We start from the raw sequence: 25,398 nt of genomic DNA on the forward strand, positions 1-25,398 counted from the left end.
TAATTGATTCATACTTTTTCCACCATGAAAGGCAACAGTAAATAAGAAGGTAACGATAGCGGTCACACTTACTCCTTCTTCTTTTTTGATATTGGACCGATTTAACAGGGTTCCGACTGTAAATTGTTTGATAAAGTGATCAATACTCGAATAAAACTCGTTTTTTTCTGAATTATTTGGTAAAATGTTAGCCATAAGACATCTCTCCTTGGAATGTTGGTGGTGGCACTCACATTTTACCAAAGAGAGCTGTCTTTTTCTTTACTTTTAAGCTGATTAATCTAAATAATCCTTATGATGTAAAGGATAGAACGGAGTTCTTAGGGGTGCGAAACTTGAGATATTAATAATATTGCTATTGGAACTAAGTTAGCTGTAACTCGTAAGGGTGTAGAGTCAATGTTGCCCTCTGCTCAGAAGTCGAATCTAATTAAAACTGATAACAAATCTCAGTTTAATAATGTACAAGATTTTATTCAATGGATTTCACCATTAGCCATCAAAGTATCAACTGAGGCTAAACAAGAAGCTCTTTACCCTTCATTAATGATTGCTCAAGCTATTCATGAAAGTGGTGTTGCTCGTGCCATTGGAGAAAGTCAACTTGCTAGACCGCCTTATCATAACCTCTTTGGAATAAAAGCTAGAGGGGATCAAGCGTATGTTTTAACTTGGACATGGGAACATATGAATAATGAGAATATTTCCGTTTTAGCTGGTTTTAGACGCTTTCCTTCATACGAGCAGTCCTTACAGGCTTATGCTCAGTTATTAAGATTTGGTCGAGGAACAGGAGAAGATTTTTATTATAGAGGAACTTGGCAGAGTAATACAAAGGATGTGTGGGAAGTATTAGATAAAGGTGGACTGAGAGGTTACGCTACTGATCCAGCTTACTTTACAGCAATTAGACGAATAATCAATGAGCATAATCTCACTCAATTTGATAAATAAATTATGACAGTAAAACAAGTCCCATATTAATATGAACTAATTCAAACAAAAACAGATGTGGAAATTATGACAAAAAATAATTACTTAGAAAGGAACATTTTTTAAATGCAATGTATTAATAAGCGACTTAAAAAGTTGCTTCTAGCAGTATCTGCCACTATTATGTTATCTGGGAATTTTGGATCGTTCATATCCATTATTGTTTCCGCCTCAGAAAACAATGAAACTGAAGATGTTGTAACTGAAGCCGTTGTTCAGGATGGACTTAATAGTAAAGATGAATCAATTAATGAGGTCACCAGAGAAGAAGTGAGCCGAGAAGGAAGTAACGAAGAGGACATTCAAGATGAAGCACCTACTGATAGAGTAGATGGTGAAACAAAAGAGGTATTCCTAGACGGAGCAAAAGATTCTTATTCAGATATGGAAAAATCATACATGGATTTTTTGAACTCATATGATGAACTGACTGAAGAAGAAATAATAGAAAACCTTGATGCGTTTCAATTATTTATAGATGATGAAGATACCATCCATTCCATGATAGAGGTACTAGAACCAAAAGGATTTGGAGCTAGTCAAAATAAAGATTTAGTTGAAAGATTACAGTTCATTAGAGAAGAAAATAAGCAGAAATCAGTTGTTAACTCCCTGATGACTACTCCACTAGAGGAAGTTTCCAACATGAATATGATGTCTCTCAGTTCAACTGCTAACAATACCACTGTGGAACGAATTGCAGGTCAGAACCGCATGAGAGTGGCTGAAAACATTAGCAGAAGAGGATGGAACAGTAGTGATACCGTTATCATTGCCAATGGATATAAGTTCACAGATGCACTCTCTGGCACTCCGTTGGCTGCTCATCATAATGCACCAATGTTACTGGTGAGTGATAAGGGAATAGATAGTGAAACATTAACAGAAATCGCCCGTCTGAAAGCTCGAAATGTTATAATTTTAGGCGGTCCTCGTTCAGTACCAGAACACATCAGTAATACTTTAAAAAACAGAGGATTGAATGTCAGACGGATAGCTGGACAAAACCGCTATGATACATCTAGAATGATAGCTGAAGAAGTGATTTCATTACGCGGACCTTCAACAGCACATTTAGTTAACGGCGACGCATATGCTGATGCTGTGAGTATTTCTACAGTAGCAGGAAGATACAAACAACCAATCTTGTTAACGAGAGCTAATGAGCTTCATCCAGAAGTCAGAAAACTGACAAACACAATTAAAGACTGGCGAATTATTGGTGGAACAACTTCAATAAGTAATACTGCTGAAAATCAGCTTAAAAGTAGAGTCAGCAACGCTACACGGTTGGCTGGAAAAGATAGATATGAAGTCAATAAAAGAGTGTTAAATCACTGGGGAATCTCAGGCGGAAGAGTTTATATTGGTTCTGGAACAGCTTTCGCAGACATACTTACCGGATCAATTATTGCTTCGAGGGAAAATAGTGGAGTGTTACTATTGGATGAGTCAGAGAGTAATATTCAAACAGCTGAAAATTACTCGAGAAACAGAGGGTTAAATCATTTTATAATTTTAGGTGGCACAAACACCCTTTCTAATAGAATCAATGAAAGATTTAGAGATTTATATAAATCATCGAAAAAAATTATCTATCTAGATCCTGGCCATGGTGGAATAGATCCTGGTGCAGTTTATGGTGGTATATCAGAAAAAACTTTGAATCTATCTCTTGCACGTATTTTAAGAGATTATCTAGTATCTTCAGGTAAATATGAAGTGGTTATGTCTAGAAACAGTGATACATTTTTAACTCTAGAACAAAGAGCAAATGATGCGAATGCTAGAAATGCCGATATATTTGTAAGTATTCATTATAATGCGATGGGGGGAGTTAATGCTGGGAGAGCACGTGGAATAGAAACATTTATCCATCATCGTGTATCCTCCGGGTTTGGTCAGGAAACAAACAGGAATGCGTTCCTTACAAGAGATCCTAGAATTAGAGACAGCCTAAGACTTGCTGATCAGATACATCCTCGATTAATATCAGCAACTAAACTTAATGATCGTGGAATAAAAGGAAACAATTTTGGAGTACTAAGAATGACTAAAATGCCTGCAGTCCTTGTAGAATACGGCTTTATGGATAATGCAACTGAATTATCTATTATTAGAACTACTCAACATCAAAGAATAGCTGCAATGGCAACTAAAAATGGTATAGATTCATACTTTGGATTTTAATATATTGAACATTAAGACTTGGAAGGGAATCAGTTAATGATAACCCTTCTAAGTCTTTTAATGAATAAATATAATGTATTCATTAAAGTTGAGTTTTTTCCTTAGTTAAAAGTAATCTTATTGGTATTACGTCAATATCTTGGACACGATTTAAGAGAATTTATTAATGAAACATGGATCGTTTTGAGCCTCAAGGTTTCGGTAAACGTTCTAACCGCTGACGCTTTTTAGAACATTTACCGAAACCATGAGGAAAGCTAAAGTTTTTTTATTTAACCGTCCTATGATTCCTTATAACTTAAATGACTGCTTGATCTAAGTATCCTTGCTCAATGGCCAGGGGCGTTCGGTTCCCAAGTGCCGTGTGGATTCTCTTCCGATTGTAGAAGGCTTCAATGTATTGAAATAATTCTCTATAAGCCGTATCGAAAACAGGATAATTATTTTGATAAACTTCTTCCTTTTTTCCGATAGAATGAAAGGATTCGATTACGGCATTATCGTAAGGACTTCCTTTCCGACTGAAACTATGACGAATCCCTTGTTTTTCTAGCGCAGATTCATACGCTTCGCTTGTGTAGTGTGAACCAAGGTCAGAATGGAGAATGAGTCCTTCGGCCGCACCGTATCGTTGGGTTGCCTTGGTTAAAGTATCAAAGACCAGACCCACAGTCATCTGTCGGCTAGATGGAAAAAATAACTAGCGCAATATCTGTAGCAAGCTAAATTGTTGTGATTTATTCACATTTTTTAGTAAATAAAGACAGATAGACTGGTAAACTTATAGATAGATATTTTGAAGAGAGAAGGAAGTCTATGACTAAACAATTAAGATCCAGAAAACATCACAAAAGAAATAATAAACGAACAGCTGGAAAAATCATCTTTTCTATATTTATGCTAATGTTTACTCTTATAGGAGCAATAGCTGCTTATATTGGGTGGCAAGTATACTCAGACCTGAGATCTACAACAGACGAAATGTATAAACCAGTGGAAGCACAGGAGCAGCATACAAGTCGTCAGGAAAGACCTCTTGATGTTGATAAAGGTGAAGACCCATTTTCTGTTCTTATAATGGGTGTCGATACAGATGGTCCGGATAACATGTCAGGGCGCTCAGATACACTCATGCTATTAACTATAAACCCCAATACTGAAAAAACGAGCATAGTCAGTATTCCTAGAGATACCTATACGGAAATCGTCGGACGTGGGACTATGGATAAAATAAATCACGCTTATGCCTTTGGTGGTACAAGCATGACTGTAAATACAGTTCAAAATCTGTTTGATATTCCAGTGGATTATTATGTATCAGTTAATATGGAGGGCATGCAACAAATCGTGGATGCTGTAGGTGGTATAGACGTTGTTCCTTCACTTACATTTTCTCAAGGGGAGTACACATTTGTAGAGGGGCAGACCACTCACATGGATGGGGCTAAAGCTCTGGCGTACTCTAGAATGAGAAAGAATGATCCCTCAGGAGATTACGGAAGACAGCACCGCCAGAGACAAGTTATTGAAGCCACGATGCAAAGTGTGGCGTCTCTTGACTCTGTAATGAACTATCGATCAATCCTAGGAGCGATGAGTTCGAATATGCGTACAAATATGGCCTTTGAAGATATGATGGACATGTTTAACAACTACCGATCATCTGTATCAGATGTCGAACAGCTTCAGCTTTCAGGTAACGGAACAATGATGAACGGCGTTTATTATGAAATGATTCCAGATGAGGAAATTGCACGTGTGCAGAATCATTTGAAATCTGAACTCGAATTAAATTAATTATTGTATAAAATTTTACTGCCCTGTTGTAGATTCCATCTTAACAGGGTATTATTGTATTGTATGTAAAAATTTCGGAAGGATGAACTAGATGAATATTACTGTAGTAGGCATGGGGTATGTTGGTCTATCCAATGCTATTTTACTGGCGCAAAACAACTCTGTTAAAGCCTTAGAAGTTATTAAAGAAAAAGTTGATATGATCAATGAAAAAAAGTCTCCCATTGTTGATAAGGAAATATCCGATTATCTTGCAAACAAAGATCTGGACTTGGTGGCAACAACTGACAAAGAGGAGGCATACGGTAATAACCCGGAGTATGTAGTCATCGCTGCACCAACTAATTATGACGACAAAACAAATTACTTCGATACATCACTAGTAGAAGAAGTGATTTCAGATGTACTGAAGTATGCTCCTGACTCAACAATGATCATTAAATCCACTATTCCAGTAGGTTATACTTTGGAACTTAGAAGAAAGTTCGGTACGGATAACATCATCTTTTCACCAGAGTTCCTTAGAGAAGGAAACGCCTTATATGATAATCTATATCCTAGTCGTATCATCTTAGGTGAAGAGTCAGAACGTGCCCAGAAATTTGCGGACTTACTTGTAGAAGGTGCACTTAAAAAAGACATTTCTGTTCTTTTAATGAAATCAACAGAAGCCGAAGCAGTTAAGTTGTTTGCCAATACTTATCTTGCATTACGTGTGGCTTATTTTAACGAACTTGATACCTATGCTGAAGTGCATAATCTGGATACTCAGTCAATCATTGATGGTGTTTCTTTAGACCCTCGTATTGGGGATCATTATAATAACCCTTCATTTGGTTACGGCGGTTATTGTCTGCCTAAAGATACGAAGCAGTTATTGGCTAACTACGACAAAGTACCAAATAATTTAATCGCAGCTATCGTTGACGCAAATAGAACACGTAAAGATTTCATTGCAGAACAAATCATAGCAAGAAACCCGAAAAAAGTAGGAATTTACCGTCTTGTCATGAAATCTGGTTCAGACAATTTCCGTCAGAGCGCTATTCAAGGAATTATGAAACGTATCAAGGCTAAAGGAATTGAAGTCGTAGTCTATGAGCCGGTACTGACGGAAGATACATTCTTCAGATCTAAAGTTAATAACGACCTTGAATCATTTAAGAATGAAGTTGATGTTATTGTAGCAAATAGAATTACTAAAGATATAGAAGATGTTAAAGAGAAAGTATACACTAGAGATTTGTACAATAATAATTAATTGGACGTGCACTGGTTGGATAGGACTGAATCCTTTCGGTCAATCCCATCAGTGCTTTTTCTTTAAAATTACAAAATGAATCCTACAGATAAAGGAGAAGATAAGTAAAATGAAATTACTAATCACTGGAGCAGCTGGTTTCGTAGGCTTCCATCTATCCAAAGCCCTGCTGGAAAAGGATATTGAAATCGTTGGCCTGGATAATCTCAATGATTATTATGATCCACAGCTGAAAGAAGACCGGTTGTCAATTTTAAATGACTACAAAGGGTTTACCTTCTACAAAATCGATTTAAAGGATAAACAGCCGGTCGATGAACTATTTGAATTTGAACGTCCGACTCACGTCATTCATTTAGCAGCTCAAGCTGGGGTCCGGTATTCGATCGAGAATCCATACGCCTATGTTGATTCTAATCTGACCGGATTTATGAATATATTAGAAGCTTGTCGTCATTTCCCTGTCGAACACTTGATGTATGCTTCGTCCAGTTCAGTCTATGGAGGAAATAAGATCGCCCCTTTTTCTACTAATCATAATGTCGACCACCCTTTATCGCTGTATGCAGCGACTAAGAAGTCAAATGAACTGATGGCACACACATACAGTCATCTATATGGTATACCGACGACAGGTCTAAGGTTCTTCACTGTTTATGGACCTTACGGAAGACCAGACATGGCTTACTTTTCATTCACTAAGGATATTCTCAGCGGGAAGTCTATTAAAGTATTTAACCATGGAGAAATGGAAAGAGACTTTACCTACATTGATGATATAGTAAGTGGAATCGAAAAACTAATAGAAAAAGCACCTTTAGCCAATCCAGATTGGGATGAAAGCCTTGGAGATATCAGTGAGAGTTTTGCTCCCTATAAAATCTATAACATAGGAAACAACAGCCCTGTGAAACTGATGCGATTCATAAAAGCACTTGAATCAGCTATCGGCATGGAGGCGAAGAAGGAATATTTGGAGATGCAGCCTGGGGATGTTAAACAGACATATGCAGATATGACTGATTTGGAAGAAGACATTAAGTTTAAACCGGACACAAGTATTGAAGAGGGGCTAGAAAAGTTTGTATCCTGGTACAAGCAGTACTATAATGTTGGATAAATTATTTAGTTAGTATAGCAAATAGTTAACCTGTTATGAAAAAAGGCAGGTTAACTATCTGTTATAAATATATAGAATGATATCTTTAGTTAATTAGCACTTAAAATGTGTCAATTTTATGAAATAATTAATTTAATAAATTGTAATATATCGCTCACCCGTACAAAGATGTTATTTTATGTGCTATTCTAAAAACTATGATTATTTGTTAATAGATAATAGTGTTTATATTCGGTGTGACAACAGGAGGATAAGATGGAAGAGGAAATCAGTTTAAAAGAACTATTTGAAGTTTTGAAAAAAAGAATAGGGTTAATTGTAAGTATGACACTACTAGCTCTACTTATAGTTTCAGCTTACACGTTTTTCATTGCAACACCTGAATACAGCTCTACGACGCAGTTGCTTGTTAACCGTACTCAGCAGACAGACGCCATCCAGCGTTCAGATATTGATACGAATGTTCAGTTGATTAATACATATAAAGATATAATTAAAGGTCCAGTTATACTAGATGAAGTCAGAGATGAACTGAATCTTGAACTGTCTCATTCTGAACTATCAAACAAACTCACGATATCTAATGAAGAAAACTCACAAGTCTTTTCGATTCGTGTGGTCGATACGAATCCTTACGATGCAGCAACCATTGCTAATACGACTGCATCGGTTTTTCAAGAGAATCTAGATGAGATTATGAACGTGGATAATGTGACTGTTATTTCTCAAGCTGAACCTAACATTAACCCTATATCTCCCAACCATATGCTGAATTTGGCGATCGGCGTCGTCTTAGGCGGAATGATCGGAGTAGGTCTGGCCTTTCTGTTTGAATTTCTTGACAACACAGTCAAAGATGAAAAATTCATCGTTGAAGAACTGGGCTGGACAAGCCTTGGACGTATTGCAGAAATGTCAGCCGATGAATTAAAGTCAGACGGCCGACAAGCTCTGCCTCAACGTACAAATGAGACAAGCCATGTCAGGTCTAGGAGGAATCATGATGATATTTAACAAGAAGAAAAAAGTAGAGACAGCTGACCGACCAGGCTTAGTAGTAGTTAATAAACCGTCTTCGGCCGTTTCAGAACAGTTTAGAACAATACGTACGAATGTTCAATTCTCTATGGTGGACGAAACGCTACGTACCATCGTTGTGACTTCAGCCGGACCAGCATCCGGTAAGTCTACAGTATCGGCAAATTTGGCAGCGACTTTTGCTTCAAAAGAAAAGAAAGTTCTACTGGTAGATGCGGATTTACGCAAACCGACTGTGCATAAAATTTTTAAAGTTAGAAATAATGATGGACTGACAACATTACTTACTGATCGTAAAGCAAATTTAGAGGAAATGATTTACCGTACGCATTCAGAGGGATTATATATTTTGACTAGTGGAGCAATTCCACCCAACCCAGCAGAATTACTGTCTTCCAAACGTATGGAAGAAATCAAACAAGAAATGCTGGATTACTTTGATCTAATTATCTTCGATATGCCTCCACTATTAGCTGTAACTGATGCTCAAGTAATGGCATCCAAAACGGATGGTGTGTTATTCGTTATACCGAAGGGTCAGGCTAATAAAGATGAGGTATTTAAAGCAAAGGACTTACTGGAAAAAGTACAGGCTAATGTGCTTGGAGCAGTATTAAATCGCGTAGATAAATCAGATGACAGCTATTATTACTATTATGGGGAATAAGTAAAGGATGTGCTATCAATGATAGATGTACATTGTCATATACTTCCGGGAGTCGATGATGGAGCTCAAACGCTTGAAGACTCTATTAAGATGGCAGAACTTGCTGTGGAAGAAGGAATCACACATATTCTAGCTACGCCTCACCATCAGAAGCGAAGTTGGATCAATCATAAAGCTGATGTGATAAGGAAAGTCAACGAGCTTCAGTCAGAGCTGGATGCCAGAAATATCGACTTAACTATTTTTCCGGGTCAAGAAGTCAGCCTTTATGGAGAATTAATCAATGGGATCGATTCGGATGAGATTCTCTTCACAGATGAAAGTCAAACATATATCTTGATTGAATTTCCGACATCTAATATCCCTTCTTACGCAGAAAGATTGTTTTACGAGCTGCAGTTAAAGGGAAAGACACCGGTCATTGTGCACCCTGAAAGAAATCATCAGATTCTAGAACATCCTAATCGGTTAAAAGACTTTGTCGATAAAGGGGCCTTGGCACAATTAACTGCTGCTAGCTACACCGGTGGATTCGGTAAAAAAATTAAAAAAGTCAGCAGTCAGTTGATTGAAGCCAATCTGGTTCACTTCATCGCGTCAGATGCTCACAATACAGGGAATCGGGCTTTTCATATGAAAGAAGCGTATGAATTGCTAGCTAAGGAATATGGTCGAAGTATGAGAAATGCGTTTCACCAGACGACAAAAGATCTGATTAACGGAAATCCTGTTATTACTCCTGAAACGCACCAAATAAAAAAAACGTTTTTAACCAAATGGTTTAAATAAAGAAAGGAGTAATCCATGTGAATCGGAGAAAGAAACGGTTGACATTAGGTTGTGTCGATATAACAGTGATAACACTAGCCGGGCTATTTTCTTATTTGTTTCTGGCCCCTTTCGTATCACTTCCACTTAGACCAATGGTTATGTCTTATTTGATATTTATGGTTGTATACATAAGTCTGTCTTTGTTTTTCAGAATATTTGACAAGATCAATCGATACACCAGTATAAGGGAAACAATTATTCATGGAATTATAGTGACATCAGCCTTCTTTGTAAGTGATATGTACAATCTAATATTTACTCCACTGAGCCAACGTTTCCTTTTTTTGTGGTATTTATTAGCGGTGTTAATTATTCCTGGAAGCCGGGTGGCATGGCGGATTATCATAGAGCATAAACTCAAAAAGGAAAAAATAAATAGTGGGAAAAATAATCCCATTATGCGCACGTTAATTGTTGGGGCAGGTGCCGGAGGGAGTCTGTTCATTCGTAGCCTTCAGCACAATCCAGAAATTGAGTTTGTAGGCATCGTGGATGATGACAAGAACAAGCAGAAAACGACGTTGTATGGTGTGCCGGTGTTAGGGACTACTCATGATATAGAGAAGTTGATTAAGTCATTCGAAGTAGATCAGATCACGATTGCCATTCCTTCACTATCCTCTAAAGAATTGAACAGAATCGTAGACTACTGTTCCGAGACACATGTAAAAGTAAATCAGATGCCTTCTGTAGAAGACATTGTTCAAGGCACATTTGAAGTCAATGAGTTTAAAGAGATCGATGTCACAGATTTGCTTGGACGCGAAGAAGTGAAACTGGATATGGAGCAGATCGCATCTCAGTTATCCGGCCAGACTGTCCTTGTGTCAGGAGCAGGCGGATCGATTGGGTCTGAGATATGCCGTCAGATCATTCGATTTTCTCCTAAACGGATACTACTTTTAGGTCATGGGGAGAACTCGATCTACCTAGTACATAGAGAGTTGAAGCCGATGGCGGATACAAATCAAATTGATCTGGTGCCAGTGATTGCAGACATTCAGGACCGAGAACGCATATTTGAAGTTATGAAGACCTATAAGCCAGACCGGGTCTATCATGCGGCAGCACACAAGCATGTCCCATTAATGGAGTACAATCCGACAGAAGCTGTTAAAAATAATATCTATGGAACAAAAAATATGGCTGAAGCATCTAAAGCAGCTGGAGTGGGCAGTTTTGTCATGATATCTACTGACAAAGCCGTTAACCCTCCAAACGTAATGGGAGCAACTAAACGTATAGCAGAAATGATTGTTACCGGATTGAATGAAAAAGGAAAAACCAATTTCGTCGCTGTAAGATTTGGGAATGTTCTCGGTAGTCGAGGCAGTGTTATTCCAGTATTCAAGGAACAAATTAAAAACGGCGGACCGATTACAGTAACCGACTTCCGAATGACCCGGTACTTCATGACGATACCAGAAGCCAGCCGTTTAGTCCTTCAGGCAGGCTCACTTGCAAAAGGCGGCGAGATTTTTGTACTAGACATGGGTGAACCGGTTAAAATCGTGGACTTGGCTAAGAAGATGATTAAGTTAAGTGGTGCAGATAGAGAAGCTATTAAGATTACTGAAGCGGGTATAAGGCCTGGGGAAAAACTCTATGAAGAACTACTGAGCACTAGTGAAAATACCAAAGAACAAGTTTACGAAAAAATCTTCGTTGGTAAAGTCACAAACGAACCCATTAACCTAGTTCTCGACTTTGTTAAAGACACAGAACAGCTAAATGAGGATCAACTCAAAAAACAACTCGTTGACTTCGCAAATGGGAAAATTGTACTTGAACAAATACAAACAAATGAAGAATCACCTCTAGTCTATACTTAACAGTAAAGGCTTTGGCTGCTTCTGTAGCAGTTAAGGCCTTTCATAATAGAGGTAGAGGTAAATATGATGTTGAAGTTAAATATGATTAGAGAAAAAGGTTTCACTGTAGTCGAATTATTAGCAGTCCTAGCCATATTAAGTATTATTCTTTCAATTAGTATCCCTTCATTAAGGTCAGTTATAGCTAAATCAGAAGAAAAAGCGTGTCATGCTAATCAGCAATTAATAGAAGAAGTATACCAAAGAGAACTTCTCTTTGTAAAATTTGATTTAACTTTCATCACGTATATGATAGAACATGACCTTAATCAGTGCCCCTCTAAAGGACTGTATACCCTCAAGGAAGAAAAAGTAATATGCTCTAAGCACCCTAGAGAGTTTAAAATCGAAAAACCCCCTAGCGAAGTTCCATGGCTATGATTGGACGAATAGAACGAGGTGAGTATCATATTAGGATTAATAGGCTATACGTCAGTTATAGCAATGGTTTTAGAGGTTGGTGTATAAGTTGAATGTTACAGTAGCATTACAGGTAGTCTCATCCAATCATAATGATGAAATTAGGGAATATTTACACATTTATTTGGAAAGCAAGATGTATTAAAGCATTATATACATAAACAGCTCAATACTAGAGCACCACATACATATTTAAAGCAGGAGGATCAATTACTATGGTTTACTTAAAAATCAAAAGGTTAATAGATATCATACTTTCAACATTAGGACTTATCATATTATCTCCTGTTTTTTTAGTACTTATTATAGCAATCAAGGTTGACTCCCCTGGACCTGTTCTCTTTAAACAGAAGAGAGTTGGGATCCATAAGAATCATTTTCATATATTGAAGTTTAGAACCATGAGAATAGATACTCCATCTGATATGCCTACTCATCTATTGGAGAACCCGGATCAGTGGATTACTAAGGTTGGTAAATTCCTACGTAAAACTTCACTTGATGAGCTTCCGCAGATCATCAATATCTTTAAGGGTGAAATGAGTATCATCGGCCCAAGACCTGCGCTTTGGAATCAGTGTGATCTGATTGACGAGAGAGACAAGTACGGTGCAAATGACGTGCCTGTTGGACTTACAGGCTGGGCGCAGATTAATGGTAGGGATGAGCTTGAGATTGATGTTAAGGCGAAACTTGATGGAGAGTACGCCGAGAAGATAGGACTTCTGATGGATGTCAGATGCTTCTTTGGAACGATATTCAGTGTTCTTAGAAGTGATGGTGTTGTTGAAGGTGGGACTGGCTCCAAAGTCGAGACAAATAACAAGACTGAGAAATCAAAAATCTAAAGTGTGTAGTACAGCCTACATGATTGAGGTGACGAAATGAAAAACATATTAATCACTGGTAAGAACAGTTACATAGGTGCATCTCTTGAGAATTGGCTCATGAGAGAACCAGATAAATATAAAGTAGATACGGTTGATATGAAAGATGGATCATGGAAAGAGAAGGACTTCTCTGAGTATGATGTTGTGTTTCATGTGGCTGGAATTGCTCATGTGTCATCTGACCCAAAGATGGAAGACCTCTACTATATAGTAAATAGAGATTTAACGATTGAAACTGCTGAGAAGGCCAAGGCAGAAGGAGTAAAGCAGTTCATTTTTATGAGCAGCATTATTGTCTATGGAGACAGCAGCAGTAGCAAGAGAGTCATTGATAGAAATACAGTTCCAACGCCAAGCAACTTCTATGGAAACAGTAAATTGCAGGCAGAGGAAGGTATCAAGAGTTTAGATTCAAATGACTTCAAAATAGTTGTGGTAAGACCACCTATGATTTATGGGAAAGGGTCCAAAGGGAACTATCCTAGACTTGCTAATATGGCCAAGAAGATACCGGTGTTTCCGGACATCAATAATGAGCGCAGTATGCTTCATATAGATAACCTTTGTGAGTTTATTAAAGTCATGATTGATCATGAAGAAACAGGACTTTACTTCCCACAGAACAAGGAGTATGTGAAGACTAGTGAGTTAGTTAGATTGATTGGTGAAGTTCATGGAAAGAATATCATGATGATCAGTTGGATGAATTGGCTTATTAGATTGATGTTTGGAATCGGCATAGTGAATAAAGTATTCGGCAATTTGGTTTATGAGAAGTCCATGAGTGACTACGATAAGGCCAATTACCGAATTAGAACATTTAAAGAATCTATTGAGTTGACTGAATTGGAGAGTGGGCGACGATGAAAGCAGTTATTGTTAATTGCTTTGATACTTATGAGGATAGAGTAGATTTAGTTCATGAGTTTTTCAAAGAACAAGGGTACGATGTAACCGTAATTCAATCTGATTTTAGGCATTTCAAAAAAGTACATAGAAAAGAACCTAAAGAAGACTTCATTTTTGTTAAGTCAAAGCCTTATCATAAGAATCTATCGGTATCAAGACTATCTTCACATTATAAATATGCGGGTGATGCTTTTAAGATTGTCGAAGAATTAAAGCCAGACCTATTATATACATTTGTACCACCGAATTGTTTAGCAAAGTTTGCTGCCAGCTATAAGAAAAAGCACAAAGAAGTAAAACTCATATTAGACTTAATAGATTTATGGCCAGAAACTATGCCTATAGGTAAAGCAAAGAAGTTTCCTCCATTTTCATTTTGGGGTGCAATGAGAGATAAGAGCTTAAAGTATGCTGATCTTGTAATTACTGAATGTGATTTATATCGATCTGTTCTAGGTGATACATTGAAAGGTGTTAAGACTGAAACGGTATACCTTGCTAAAAGAGAGATAGATGTAGTTAGCAACCCTCAGCTAAGTGAAGAAGAAATACATTTGGCTTATTTAGGATCAATCAACAATATCATTGATATTCTTAAGATCAAAGAAATCATAGAAACCATCAAGAGTGTAAAGCCTGTAACACTTCATATTATAGGAGACGGTGAAAGTAAACAAGAGCTTATTGATGCTGCAAGAGTGGGTGGTGCTACTGTTGAATACCATGGCAAAATATATGATCCACAAGAGAAGCAAGATGTTTTTGATAAGTGTCATTTTGGATTGAATATTATGAAAGAGAGTGTTTGTGTTGGATTGACGATGAAATCTATTGATTATTTTCAACATGGACTTCCTATCATAAACAACATTCCGGCGGATACTGCGGTGATTGTTGAGAAATATGGTGTCGGGGTTAATATTGGAGGTGGATTAACCAATTTGTCATTTCAAATAATTGAAGCGAGTAATAATGCAATCATTAACATGAGGACTAAATCTTTAGAAGCATTTAGAGAAAATTTTTCTGTTAGTTCATTTAACAATGATATGAACAGTTATATGAGGAGCTAATAAATATATGAAAAATGGTTACGGATTAGGAGAAATAATCAAGAATTCAATATCGTTAGTATACACCAAAATATTTTTTGAAGGTGCGAGATTAATCAGAAGGCCGATTTATATAAGAGGCAAGAAGTTCTTACGTTATGGAAAGGGATTTACAACTGGATATGGATGTAGACTAGAGATGTTTAATATCCATGATAATAACAACTATAAATTAGTAATTGGAACTAATTGCAAGATTGGTGATTATGTTCATTTTGCAGCTGGGGAAAGTGTAACAATTGGAGATAACTGTTTGTTCGCTTCGAAAATTTACATTAGTGATATCAGTCATGGAGACTACTCGAATAATGATAATGCATCTAATCCTGATACTCCTCCTGATGAAAGACCACTATCTACTAACCCTGTTACAATCGGAGATAATGTGTGGCTTGGTGATAATGTCTGTATTTTACCGGGCGTAAAGATAGGAAATGGAGTGGTCGTAGGTGCAAATGCGGTTGTTAATAAAGATATTCCTGATGATTGTATTGCTGTTGGTATACCTGCCAAAGTAATAAAAAAATTCAACAACAGATTGAAAATATGGGAAAAATCAAATGATGAAATATAAATTGAAAATTTGAACATAAGGTTGGAGATATTATGATAGGATTATTTAGCTTTGATGGACCAATGTATAAAGATAAGAATGGAGTTTACTGTAATACTACAATTACATCTGAAATGTTTACTAGGTACTTTAAAGTAGTTGATAAATTAATCGTTGTAATCAGAACTTATCATTTAGATAAAACATTCAAAGAAGCATCTTTAAAAAAGGTAGAACTAGATGGTTTAGAGTTTATAGAAATCCCAAATTTAAACTCAATAAATGGATTCTTGATTGATAGAACCAAATATAAAAAAGTTATATATGACCAAGTTAAAAAGTCTGATTTAATCTTTGCAAGAATGCCAAGCTCTATAAGTGATATAACAATCCAAATAGCAAGAAGGCTAGGTAAACCTTACATGGTTGAAGTTGGAGGATGTGCATGGGATTCGTTTTGGAACCATGGATTACTAGGGAAAATTATCGCACCATATATGTATTTTAATGAGGTAAAAGGAGTAAGGAATGCTAGTTTTGCTTCATATGTTACAGAAAAATGGTTACAAAGTCGCTATCCTTGCAATTGTTCCTCAATTTCAGCATCTAATGTATATTTGATGCCATTGAAACTGAGTGTTTTGGAAAAAAGGATAAGTAAAATTATATCAAAGGATCGAAAAAATCCTTTTATTATCGGGACAACTGCTGCTGTTAATGTACAGTATAAAGGGCAAGAATATATTATACGTGCGATATCAGAGCTTAATAAAAGAGGTTATAACTTTGAATATGAATTGGTTGGTGGGGGCGACAACTCGTACTTAAAGGGATTAGTAAAAAAATATGGAGTTGAGGATAAAGTTAGATTTAAAGGATTATTATTACATGATAATGTGTTTCCCTGGCTTGACTCAATTGATATTTATGCACAGCCAAGTAAACAAGAGGGGTTGCCACGTGCTCTGATAGAAGCAATGAGTAGAGGCTGTCCTGCTGTAGGCTCAACAACGGCAGGAATACCTGAGCTACTTGATAAAGATGTTATTTTCCAAAATGGTGATATGGTGGGCATTTGCAACATATTAATGAAATTGGTTTCAAATGATTTATCTGCATATGCAACAAGAAATTTTAATAAAGCTAAAGAATTTGAAATAGAAAACTTAGAGGAGAAGAGAAACAAATTATTTAGTGAATATAAAGATTATGTAAAAAACAACTCAATTAAAATATGAGTATTGTATAAGGAAGATTATATGAATAATAGACATATGTTAATTAAAATCAAACGTAAGCTCATGCAAAGTGTAGCAGGACGATCAATTATAAGAATTTACCATTATGTAATTGCTGTTCCACTAGCGAAGATGTATGAACTTAAGTACCACATATTAAAAAATAAATTTAAGGATATTAATTTTTACTCTATTGAAGAAACATTTGGGATTTTAGAAAATGAGAGAAAATCTTTATGTAGATATGGCGACGGTGAGATCTCATGGATATACAAGGATTCAAAGGGCTATTTTGGTCAAGAAAACTCGGAAGAATTAAGCAATCGATTGAGAGAAATTTTAAATGTAGAAGATCAAAGAGTTTTGATTGGCATACCAGATTTTTTTGGACCAATGCTGCAATATAGCAGAAAAAGAGTTTCATCTCGAAATGTTCATTTATCAAAGTATTACAAAAGATGGATGGAGTTAATCGAAGAGAATAGGATTTATGCTGATGCTCTTATTACTAGAGTTCATCATGGTAGAATAGACGGGAAGAGTGAATATATTTTCAATCTATGGAAAAAGGTCTGGGATAACAAAAAAGTGATTATCATAGAAGGTGAAAAAACTAGATTTGGTGTTGGTAACAATTTATTGGACAATTCATTTGAAGTAATAAGAATCATTGCACCAGCAGAAAATGCGTTTTCCAAATATGAAGACATTTGGAACATTTCAAAAAAATATATTAATCCAAATGTTTTATTCTTAATTGCTTTAGGGCCAACTGCTACAGTGTTATCGTATGATATTGGGGTAAATGGTGGACAAGCTATTGATATTGGACATCTAGATATAGAGTATGAGTGGTATTTGTCTGGGGCGAGAAAAAAGATGCCGATATATGGCAAATATGTTAATGAGGCAGGTGGTATATTCCAAAGTGAATTACCTCGTGAAGTACTTGAAAAATATGAATCAGAGATAGTTGAGAAGGTAAAATAATATAAGAAGAAAGGAAAGTATGATTTGTATAACTATGTAATATTTAACGACAGTTTTAAAGAATTGGATGAGTTGTTTTATTCAGATATTAAAGATTACAGCAATGTTTATATAATTAATCGGAGTAATATTTTCAGAAGTAAATATATCAACATGATTTTTAGAATTCATTTATCACATAGCTTGAACTCTAAAATAAAGCTTCCTTTTAAATCGATTTGGTACAAATTTCTATTCAATAATAGATTCACTAATGATAATGAATTATGTTTCATTTTTACAGCAGGATGGTATCATCCGGGTTTTTATAAGTACTTGAAGAAAAAATACAAAAAGAGTAAATTCGTGTTCTATTTTAGTGATACAGTTGAATCAAAATTAAGAGCAATTCCTGAATTAAGTGTACAATACTTAAAAAAACAATTTGATCTTGTTTTGTCTTACAATTATGAAGATGTTAAAAAATATGAACTAAAGTATACTTCAATTTACTATTCGAAGATGTCAGATTCTATATTGAAAACAATTCCGAAATTTGAATCTGTAGACGTTCTTTTTATTGGGGCTGCTCGAAATAGATTGGATATAATCAGAAAAGCCTATGCAAAATTAATAAATGCGGGGCTAAGTTGTTATTTTTTCGTTGTATCCGACCAAACACTAGAAGCCTATAACGATGGTATTTATTATAGCTCAAAGGCTATGCCTTTTAAAGAGTATTTAGGTCGAACAATCTCTTCTAAATGTATTCTGGAGATTGTGGACACAAAAACAACTGGTGGAACTTTAAGGTTTTGGGAAGCAATTATGTATGATAAAAAATTAATTACAAATTACAAATATACTAAAGATAGTAAGTTTTACAACCCCAAAAGTATTCATTATTATTCATCTATTGAAGATATTAATCCAACTTTTGCTACAAATGGCCACGATGTTTCTCATAATTATAATAATGAGAATTCTCCTATATATTTCTTAGAGTTAATTGATGAATATCTATCAAAACAAAAAAGGTAGGAGGTTCTATTGATGACATTGTTCATATATGTACTTACAATCATATTGAATTTATTTGTTGGTGTACGATATGGTAAAAATAAGAACAAAAATATAAATAGTTTTATTTTTTTATTGTCATTTATATCAGTTTTTTTATTAATGGCTGGTTATAGAAATACTTCTGGATTATCGAATGATCTTATCAACAGTGAAATAGATTATAACAATGTTATCAATGGTATGGAATCAAGTTATGAAGTTGGATATGTTTTTCTTATGAAACTTGGTGGTCTGGTTACAGATGATTTTTACTTTTTTAGAAGTGGTGCAATTGGTTTGTTTTTATTATTATTTTTTTCTGCGATAAAAAAATGGGCCCCTAGTCCACATTACGTAATTTCATTGTTTTGTACATATCTAATCGTTTTAAGTTCTGAACAATTACGTTACTTTTTAGCTTTTGTTGTATTTAGTATTGGCTTATCAATATTAATATATTCTAAAAGTAAAAGGAAGAAGTTGTATTTTAATGTTTTACTATTAATTGCATCTTCAATTCATTTTTCTTTCATTATTTATGTGATCTTTAACATAAAGAAGATTTCATTAAATAGTAAGAAAGAAAAGGTAATTGCTATCTTAGTAATATTGTTTAGTATGCTAATATTTATGAATGATAATAACATTCCAGGCCTTTCGTTATTGTTGAAATACGTCGATAATTATAAGATTAGAGTTTATATGAGTCAAACTACTAGTCTTGGGTTCCTATATCCGATTTTACTACATCTAACATCAATTTTGTTAACATTATGGGCTTATAAATTATCTCTTAGATCAAATCAAGCGAGCACTTTGGTAACTTCAGAGCATGTCTACAAATTAAATCTACTTGCAGTCGTTTTCTTTCCGTTATTTATGTTGCAATGGACCTTTTATCGATTAGCAAGAAATATATTAATTATAAATTATTATGTTTTTTCTGACATTAGATCTTCAAGGAGTATAAGCTATAAAAAACGCAAACTATTTTCAGTAGCAGTTTTCTTAAGTGTTATTATTTGGTTTGCTGTAGATTTGTTAATAACAACACCTGCAAGCAATTTGCTTATTCCATTTTTCAAAGAGAATATTTTCTTTACATTATAATTTTGGATTTAAACCATTTGCAAAAATGAAGATTTGTAATTTATCGAAAGGAATGTGATATTTATGAAAGGTATTATTTTAGCAGGAGGATCTGGAACTAGACTCTATCCATTAACAATGGTAACAAGTAAGCAATTGCTGCCCGTTTATGACAAACCAATGATATATTACCCTCTTTCTGTACTTATGCTGGCGGCAATCAAAGATATTTTAATAATTTCAACACCACATGATTTACCAAATTTTGAAAAACTTTTAGGTGATGGAAGTGAGTTTGGAATTAATTTATCATATGCTGAACAACCATCACCGGATGGTTTAGCTCAGGCATTTATTATTGGGGAAGATTTTATCGGTGAAGATAATGTGGCTATGATTCTTGGAGATAACATCTATTACGGTAATGGGTTTACTCCGTTTCTAAAAGAGGCTGTAGATAATACACTAAATGGGAATGCCACAATATTTGGGTATTACGTACATGATCCTGAGAGATTTGGCATAGTGGAATTCGATGAAGATGGGAAGGTTATTTCTGTAGAAGAAAAACCTCAGAATCCGAAATCAAATTATTGTATTACAGGACTGTATTTTTATGATAACAGAGTAGTCGAGTTTGCTAAGAAAGTTAAACCTTCTGCAAGAGGAGAACTGGAGATTACCGATTTAAACAGAATGTATCTTGAGGATGGTACCCTAAACGTAAAATTACTTGGGCGAGGTTATGCATGGCTTGACACAGGTACAATGGATAGTCTGGTAGAGGCTGCAGATTTCGTACAAATGATTGAAAAGAGACAGAGTATAAAGATTTCTGCACTTGAGGAAATTGCATATCATAACAATTGGATTGACAAGCAAACACTATTAACATCAGCTGAAAAATACGGGAAATCACCATATGGAGAACATCTCAAGAAGGTAGCAGAATGGAAAATCAGATATTAAGTGAGGTAACTCAATGAAGATTATAAAAACAGAAATCGATGATATTTTGATATTAGAACCCAGAGTTTTTGGAGATCATCGTGGATGGTTCACAGAGACATATTCTAAAACTAAATTTCAAGAATTAGGTATTGACATTGAATTTGTTCAGGACAATCATTCTATGTCAGCGCAGAAAGGGACATTAAGAGGACTACATTTTCAGACAAGTCCTAAAGCTCAAACAAAGCTAGTCAGGTGCACAAAAGGGGAAATTCTAGATGTTGCTGTTGATTTAAGAAAGGGTTCTACGACATATAAACAATGGGTGGGTGTAGAGCTATCTGAGGAAAATAAAAAGCAACTTCTCATCCCAAAAGGGTTTGCTCATGGGTTTATAACATTAACTGATGATGTTGAGGTCCAATACAAAGTTGATGAATATTACGCTCCTGAGTGTGATAGAAGTATTAGATTTGATGACCCAGAAATTGGTGTAGACTGGAAGATTGAAGATCCGATATTATCTGAAAAAGACTTAAAGGCACCATTACTTAAGGATAGCGATGTAGATTTCAGCCTAAAGTTTATGGTTACCGGAGTAAATGGCCAACTTGGTCATGATGTTACGATGCAATTAAAGGAAATGGATTTTGATGTCATTGCTCCAAGAAGAGATGAATTGGATCTTACAAATAAAGATCAAGTTAAAAAATATATCACAAAAGAAAAACCAGATGTGATTATTCACTGTGCTGCCTATACTGCGGTTGATAAAGCAGAAGATGAGAAAGACTTATGCTACCTAGTTAATGTAGAAGGCACTAAAGCTGTAGCAGAAGCAGCTAAAGAGATTAACGGTAAGGTAGTATTTGTAAGTACAGATTATGTCTTTGACGGTTTGGGGCAAGAACCACATCCCGAAGATAAGGAAACAAATCCTATTAATCATTATGGCTCTACAAAAGACCAAGGTGAGAAAATAGTCAGAGGTTTAATAGATAAGCACTTCATCGTTAGAACATCTTGGGTGTATGGTTTAAATGGAAATAATTTCGTGAAGACGATGCTGAAATTAGCAGAATCAAGGAACGAAATCAATGTGGTGAGTGATCAAATAGGAGCACCGACATATACAAAAGATTTAGCTGCATTCATTGTTGATTTAGTTCAATCAAATAAATACGGAACTTACCATGGTGTGAATGAAGGTTTTTGTAGCTGGCATGAATTTGCGATATCAATCTTTGAAAAGACTGGGATTGACATGAAAGTAAATCCAATTTCTAGTGATGGTTATCCAACCAAAGCAAAGAGACCTTTAAATTCACGATTATTGAAAGAGAATACTGATAAGGCTGGAATTGATAGGATGCCAAATTGGTATGATGCTTTAATTAGGTTTCTTAGTAACTTTAAATCATCATAAAAGAGGTAGAAACATTGAATTTAAAATCATTAAGGTTTATCAAAAATATGTCATACACAATATCTTCTAATTTAATATCGTTAATGGTTTCTACCGTAGTAGTCTTAATTATTCCCAGGATTGTAGGTGTGGAAGAGTATGGGTTTTGGCAACTATATATATTCTACTCATCATATGTTGGTTTCCTGCACCTAGGTTGGAATGATGGAATATATCTGCGATATGGCGGAGAAGAATATAAAAAGTTGGATAAAAAGTTGTTCTTCTCCCAATTTATAATGTTGCTTACAAGCCAAGTTTTCTTTGGAATAATCATATGGGGATTTAGTACACTTTTTGTTCCAGATTTAGATCGAAAATTCATAATAAAAATGGTTTCTTTATCAATGATCATTGTTAATACAAGAATCATGCTCATATATATATTACAAGCAACTAATAGAATAAAAGAATATGCTAGAGCAACAATGATTGATAGAGCTGTGTATATTGTGTTAGTTTTAATTTTTATATTGATTGGAATAAAAGATTACAAAATAATGATTCTTGCTGACTTGATTGGCAAATTTGTATCATTGGTGTATTCAGTGTATGCTTGCAAGGATATAGTTTTAAATAAGATTAGCAATTTTTACTTTAGTTTTAGTGAGACATTAACAAATATTAATGTTGGAATAAAATTGATGTTCGCAAATTTAGCAAGTATGCTTATTATTGGTATTGTTAAATTTGGGATTGAACGAACATGGGATGTTGCTACGTTTGGAAAAGTATCTTTGACTTTAAGTATTTCTAATATGATGATGATTTTTATCAATGCTGTTGGAATAATTATGTTTCCAATTCTGCGAAGAACAAGTCGAGATAAACTATCAAGCATTTATTCAACGATGAGAGATTTCTTAATGACATTTTTATTAGGAATCTTACTATTATATTATCCACTAAAAACAGCTATGTCATTATGGCTTCCTCAGTATGCAGATAGCTTACTTTACATGGCCATAGTATTCCCAATGTTCTTATATGAAGGGAAGATGGCTTTGTTAATTAACACATATTTGAAGACATTGAGACGAGAAAAAATAATTTTAAGAATAAACCTGTTTTCAATGCTTATTAGTTTAATCACAACATATATTAGTACTCAACTATTTACTAACTTAGATGTATCAATATTGAATATTGTAATCCTATTAATTATTCGATCAGTATTAGCAGAAAATTATTTATCAAGAGAATTAGAGATTGATGTAAAAAAAGATATGTTACTTGAGGTATCCTTGACTTTAGTTTTCATATTATCCGGATGGTATGTTAATTCATGGATGACTATGCTGATTTATGGGTTCTCTTATATGATTTACTTATTGATTAAAAGAAATGACATAAATAGGACCATTCAAAACATTAAAGTACTAATGAAAGCTTAGGAGGATTAGAAGAATGAAAACAATTTTAGTAACAGGCGGAGCTGGATTTATCGGTAGTAATTTTATCAAGTTAATGCTCGGAAAGCATCCAGAATATAAAATAATCAACATTGATGCCCTTACATATGCGGGGAATTTAGAGAATCTAAAGGATGTTGATAATAATCCTAATTATGAGTTTAGTAAAGTCGATATTAGAGATAGAGAAAAGATTGAAGAAATCTTCAAAAACAATGAACTCACTTCAGTCGTAAACTTTGCAGCAGAATCTCATGTGGACAGAAGCATCGAGGAACCGGAAGTATTCCTAACTACGAATATCATCGGTACTCAAGTACTTTTAGATACAGCAAAAAAATACTGGAAGTTGAATCCAAGTGATAAGTATTGCAAGGAGTATAAGCCTGGAGTAAAGTTCTTGCAGGTTTCTACTGATGAGGTTTATGGAGCACTTGGTGAAACAGGTATGTTTGTAGAAACAATGCCTCTTATGCCAAACAGCCCTTATTCTGCATCCAAAGCAAGTGCTGATATGATAGTTAGAGCCTATAATGAAACATTTGGTATGCCTGTGAACATCACTAGATGTAGTAATAACTATGGCCCATATCAGTTTCCTGAGAAATTAATTCCATTAATGATCAACAACTGCCTTAAAGAAAAAGATCTGCCGGTTTATGGAGATGGAATGCAAGTTAGAGACTGGCTTCACGTTTCTGATCATTGCTCTGCAATTGACACTGTTCTTCATAAAGGAAGAGATGGAGAAGTGTATAATATCGGTGGAAATAACGAGAAGGCAAATATTGAGATTGTAAAACTTATTATTAATACTATTGGAAAATCAGAGAGTCTGATTAAATATGTAAAAGATCGACCAGGTCATGACAGAAGATATGCTATCGATAATACCAAGATAACTACTGAACTTGGATGGGAGCCGGCATATACGTTTGAACAAGGCATGAAAGAAACAATTCAGTGGAATCTTGAGAATGCCAAGTGGATCGAGAATATCATTTCCGGTGATTATGCGAACTACTATGATAAGATGTATTCAAGTATAGATGATGTTGCATCATCAAAGAAATAGGAATCTGAAAGGCAACCGGCGATTAAGAGTTGGTTGTCTTTTCGTCATACAGAACGGCTAATTGAAGGAGTGCAATTAAATGAAAATACTAATAACAGGTGTAGCTGGATTTATTGGGTTCCACCTTTCACAGAAACTCTTAAAACTTGACTATCAAATAATAGGAATTGACAACTTGAACGACTTGTCAAGGACAGTATAAAATTGTAGGTTTTTGACAGTCTAATTTAGAAGTCCATTTATATTTTCCCTTTCATACGATATGATTTTCCAGTAATCTTGAAGACTTTAACATGGTGAACCAGACGATCAAGAATGGCGGCGGCTATTTCAGAATTCTGAAATAGCTCTCCCCATCGAGATAAGATAATATTTGTCGTAATCATTGTTGATTTCTTTTCGTAACGCATCGTTAATAGTTGAAAGAAGAGGTTAGCTTCAACTTTTTGAATTGGTAAATAACCTATTTCATCTTATGGAAAGCT

23 protein-coding genes and 3 pseudogenes are annotated in these 25,398 nt (G+C 35.1%); 23 read left to right on the top strand and 3 right to left on the bottom strand.

Annotated elements, in window-relative coordinates:
• A pseudogene (locus tag BLR76_RS06985) lies at nucleotides 1–195 on the bottom strand (hypothetical protein); the annotation flags it as partial.
• 204 nt (nucleotides 196–399) lie between these two features.
• On the opposite strand from BLR76_RS06985, the gene BLR76_RS06990 reads away from it, so the two are divergent.
• A complete protein-coding gene (locus BLR76_RS06990) occupies nucleotides 400–954 on the top strand; it encodes a glycoside hydrolase family 73 protein (RefSeq protein ID WP_091267241.1) in 555 nt (184 codons plus the stop codon).
• A gap of 105 nt (nucleotides 955–1,059) precedes the next feature.
• Nucleotides 1,060–3,183, top strand: a complete 2,124-nt coding sequence (locus BLR76_RS06995; protein ID WP_091267244.1) for an N-acetylmuramoyl-L-alanine amidase — start codon at nucleotides 1,060–1,062, stop codon at nucleotides 3,181–3,183.
• A gap of 298 nt (nucleotides 3,184–3,481) precedes the next feature.
• Here the strand turns inward: BLR76_RS06995 and BLR76_RS07000 are convergent, their stop codons facing one another.
• Nucleotides 3,482–3,859, bottom strand: a complete 378-nt coding sequence (locus tag BLR76_RS07000) for an integrase core domain-containing protein (RefSeq protein WP_091267248.1) — start codon at nucleotides 3,857–3,859, stop codon at nucleotides 3,482–3,484.
• 140 nt (nucleotides 3,860–3,999) lie between these two features.
• Here BLR76_RS07000 and BLR76_RS07005 point away from each other — a divergent pair, with 140 nt between their 5' ends.
• The 21 genes and pseudogenes from BLR76_RS07005 to BLR76_RS07105 all read left to right on the top strand — a co-directional run.
• A complete protein-coding gene (locus BLR76_RS07005) occupies nucleotides 4,000–4,980 on the top strand; it encodes an LCP family glycopolymer transferase (protein ID WP_176759638.1) in 981 nt (326 codons plus the stop codon).
• Nucleotides 4,981–5,071: 91 nt separating this feature from the next.
• Nucleotides 5,072–6,241, top strand: coding sequence for a nucleotide sugar dehydrogenase (locus tag BLR76_RS07010; RefSeq protein WP_091267251.1), 1,170 nt, complete (start codon nucleotides 5,072–5,074; stop codon nucleotides 6,239–6,241).
• Nucleotides 6,242–6,350: 109 nt separating this feature from the next.
• Nucleotides 6,351–7,361, top strand: coding sequence for an NAD-dependent epimerase (locus BLR76_RS07015; RefSeq protein WP_091267254.1), 1,011 nt, complete (start codon nucleotides 6,351–6,353; stop codon nucleotides 7,359–7,361).
• 255 nt (nucleotides 7,362–7,616) lie between these two features.
• Nucleotides 7,617–8,375, top strand: coding sequence for a YveK family protein (locus BLR76_RS07020; RefSeq protein ID WP_091267257.1), 759 nt, complete (start codon nucleotides 7,617–7,619; stop codon nucleotides 8,373–8,375).
• The gene (locus tag BLR76_RS07025; protein ID WP_245683059.1) at nucleotides 8,365–9,066 is read left to right on the top strand and encodes a CpsD/CapB family tyrosine-protein kinase; all 702 of its coding nucleotides are present in this window, start codon (nucleotides 8,365–8,367) and stop codon (nucleotides 9,064–9,066) included. The genes BLR76_RS07020 and BLR76_RS07025 overlap by 11 nt, the downstream gene beginning before the upstream one ends.
• 18 nt (nucleotides 9,067–9,084) lie before the next feature.
• A complete protein-coding gene (locus tag BLR76_RS07030) occupies nucleotides 9,085–9,855 on the top strand; it encodes a tyrosine-protein phosphatase (protein WP_091267260.1) in 771 nt (256 codons plus the stop codon).
• 17 nt (nucleotides 9,856–9,872) lie between these two features.
• On the top strand, nucleotides 9,873–11,729 hold the full coding sequence (locus BLR76_RS07035) for a polysaccharide biosynthesis protein (protein ID WP_091267263.1): 1,857 nt from the start codon (nucleotides 9,873–9,875) through the stop codon (nucleotides 11,727–11,729).
• A gap of 66 nt (nucleotides 11,730–11,795) precedes the next feature.
• The gene (locus BLR76_RS07040; RefSeq protein ID WP_176759640.1) at nucleotides 11,796–12,149 is read left to right on the top strand and encodes a prepilin-type N-terminal cleavage/methylation domain-containing protein; all 354 of its coding nucleotides are present in this window, start codon (nucleotides 11,796–11,798) and stop codon (nucleotides 12,147–12,149) included.
• Between the two features lie 254 nt (nucleotides 12,150–12,403).
• Nucleotides 12,404–13,036, top strand: coding sequence for a sugar transferase (locus BLR76_RS07045; protein ID WP_091267270.1), 633 nt, complete (start codon nucleotides 12,404–12,406; stop codon nucleotides 13,034–13,036).
• A 36-nt stretch (nucleotides 13,037–13,072) separates the two neighbouring features.
• Entirely contained in the window at nucleotides 13,073–13,945 is an 873-nt protein-coding gene (locus BLR76_RS07050; protein ID WP_091267273.1) for an NAD-dependent epimerase/dehydratase family protein, read from the top strand.
• The gene (locus BLR76_RS07055; RefSeq protein ID WP_091267276.1) at nucleotides 13,942–15,060 is read left to right on the top strand and encodes a glycosyltransferase family protein; all 1,119 of its coding nucleotides are present in this window, start codon (nucleotides 13,942–13,944) and stop codon (nucleotides 15,058–15,060) included. The genes BLR76_RS07050 and BLR76_RS07055 overlap by 4 nt, the downstream gene beginning before the upstream one ends.
• A gap of 7 nt (nucleotides 15,061–15,067) precedes the next feature.
• On the top strand, nucleotides 15,068–15,673 hold the full coding sequence (locus BLR76_RS12365; RefSeq protein ID WP_091267279.1) for a DapH/DapD/GlmU-related protein: 606 nt from the start codon (nucleotides 15,068–15,070) through the stop codon (nucleotides 15,671–15,673).
• A 32-nt stretch (nucleotides 15,674–15,705) separates the two neighbouring features.
• Nucleotides 15,706–16,890 (top strand): glycosyltransferase, encoded by a 1,185-nt coding sequence (locus tag BLR76_RS07065; RefSeq protein WP_091267282.1) that lies wholly within the window; start codon nucleotides 15,706–15,708, stop codon nucleotides 16,888–16,890.
• Nucleotides 16,891–16,911: 21 nt separating this feature from the next.
• Nucleotides 16,912–17,880, top strand: a complete 969-nt coding sequence (locus BLR76_RS07070) for a GT-D fold domain-containing glycosyltransferase (RefSeq protein ID WP_091267286.1) — start codon at nucleotides 16,912–16,914, stop codon at nucleotides 17,878–17,880.
• A 63-nt stretch (nucleotides 17,881–17,943) separates the two neighbouring features.
• Nucleotides 17,944–18,900 (top strand): WaaS/CpsH family glycosyltransferase, encoded by a 957-nt coding sequence (locus BLR76_RS07075; protein ID WP_483860444.1) that lies wholly within the window; start codon nucleotides 17,944–17,946, stop codon nucleotides 18,898–18,900.
• A gap of 12 nt (nucleotides 18,901–18,912) precedes the next feature.
• Nucleotides 18,913–20,031 carry an EpsG family protein gene (locus BLR76_RS07080; RefSeq protein ID WP_091267294.1) on the top strand — a complete coding sequence of 373 codons (1,119 nt, stop codon included), beginning with the start codon at nucleotides 18,913–18,915 and terminating at the stop codon, nucleotides 20,029–20,031.
• Nucleotides 20,032–20,094: 63 nt separating this feature from the next.
• Nucleotides 20,095–20,979 (top strand): glucose-1-phosphate thymidylyltransferase RfbA, encoded by an 885-nt coding sequence (gene rfbA / locus BLR76_RS07085; RefSeq protein ID WP_091267296.1) that lies wholly within the window; start codon nucleotides 20,095–20,097, stop codon nucleotides 20,977–20,979.
• Nucleotides 20,980–20,992: 13 nt separating this feature from the next.
• Nucleotides 20,993–22,387, top strand: coding sequence for a dTDP-4-dehydrorhamnose reductase (gene rfbD / locus BLR76_RS12235; protein WP_091267300.1), 1,395 nt, complete (start codon nucleotides 20,993–20,995; stop codon nucleotides 22,385–22,387).
• Between the two features lie 47 nt (nucleotides 22,388–22,434).
• Nucleotides 22,435–23,820, top strand: a complete 1,386-nt coding sequence (locus BLR76_RS07095) for an MATE family efflux transporter (protein WP_091267315.1) — start codon at nucleotides 22,435–22,437, stop codon at nucleotides 23,818–23,820.
• A gap of 13 nt (nucleotides 23,821–23,833) precedes the next feature.
• Entirely contained in the window at nucleotides 23,834–24,913 is a 1,080-nt protein-coding gene (gene rfbB, locus BLR76_RS07100) for a dTDP-glucose 4,6-dehydratase (protein WP_091267303.1), read from the top strand.
• Nucleotides 24,914–24,992: 79 nt separating this feature from the next.
• A pseudogene (locus BLR76_RS07105) lies at nucleotides 24,993–25,097 on the top strand (NAD-dependent epimerase/dehydratase family protein); the annotation flags it as partial.
• A 55-nt stretch (nucleotides 25,098–25,152) separates the two neighbouring features.
• On the opposite strand, the pseudogene BLR76_RS07110 reads toward BLR76_RS07105, so the two are convergent.
• Nucleotides 25,153–25,386 (bottom strand): annotated as a pseudogene (locus BLR76_RS07110) (ATP-binding protein); the annotation flags it as partial.
• Nucleotides 25,387–25,398 lie beyond the last annotated feature (12 nt).

This window comes from Alkalibacterium thalassium, from assembly GCF_900101165.1.
GTDB lineage: Bacteria > Bacillota > Bacilli > Lactobacillales > Carnobacteriaceae_A > Alkalibacterium > Alkalibacterium indicireducens.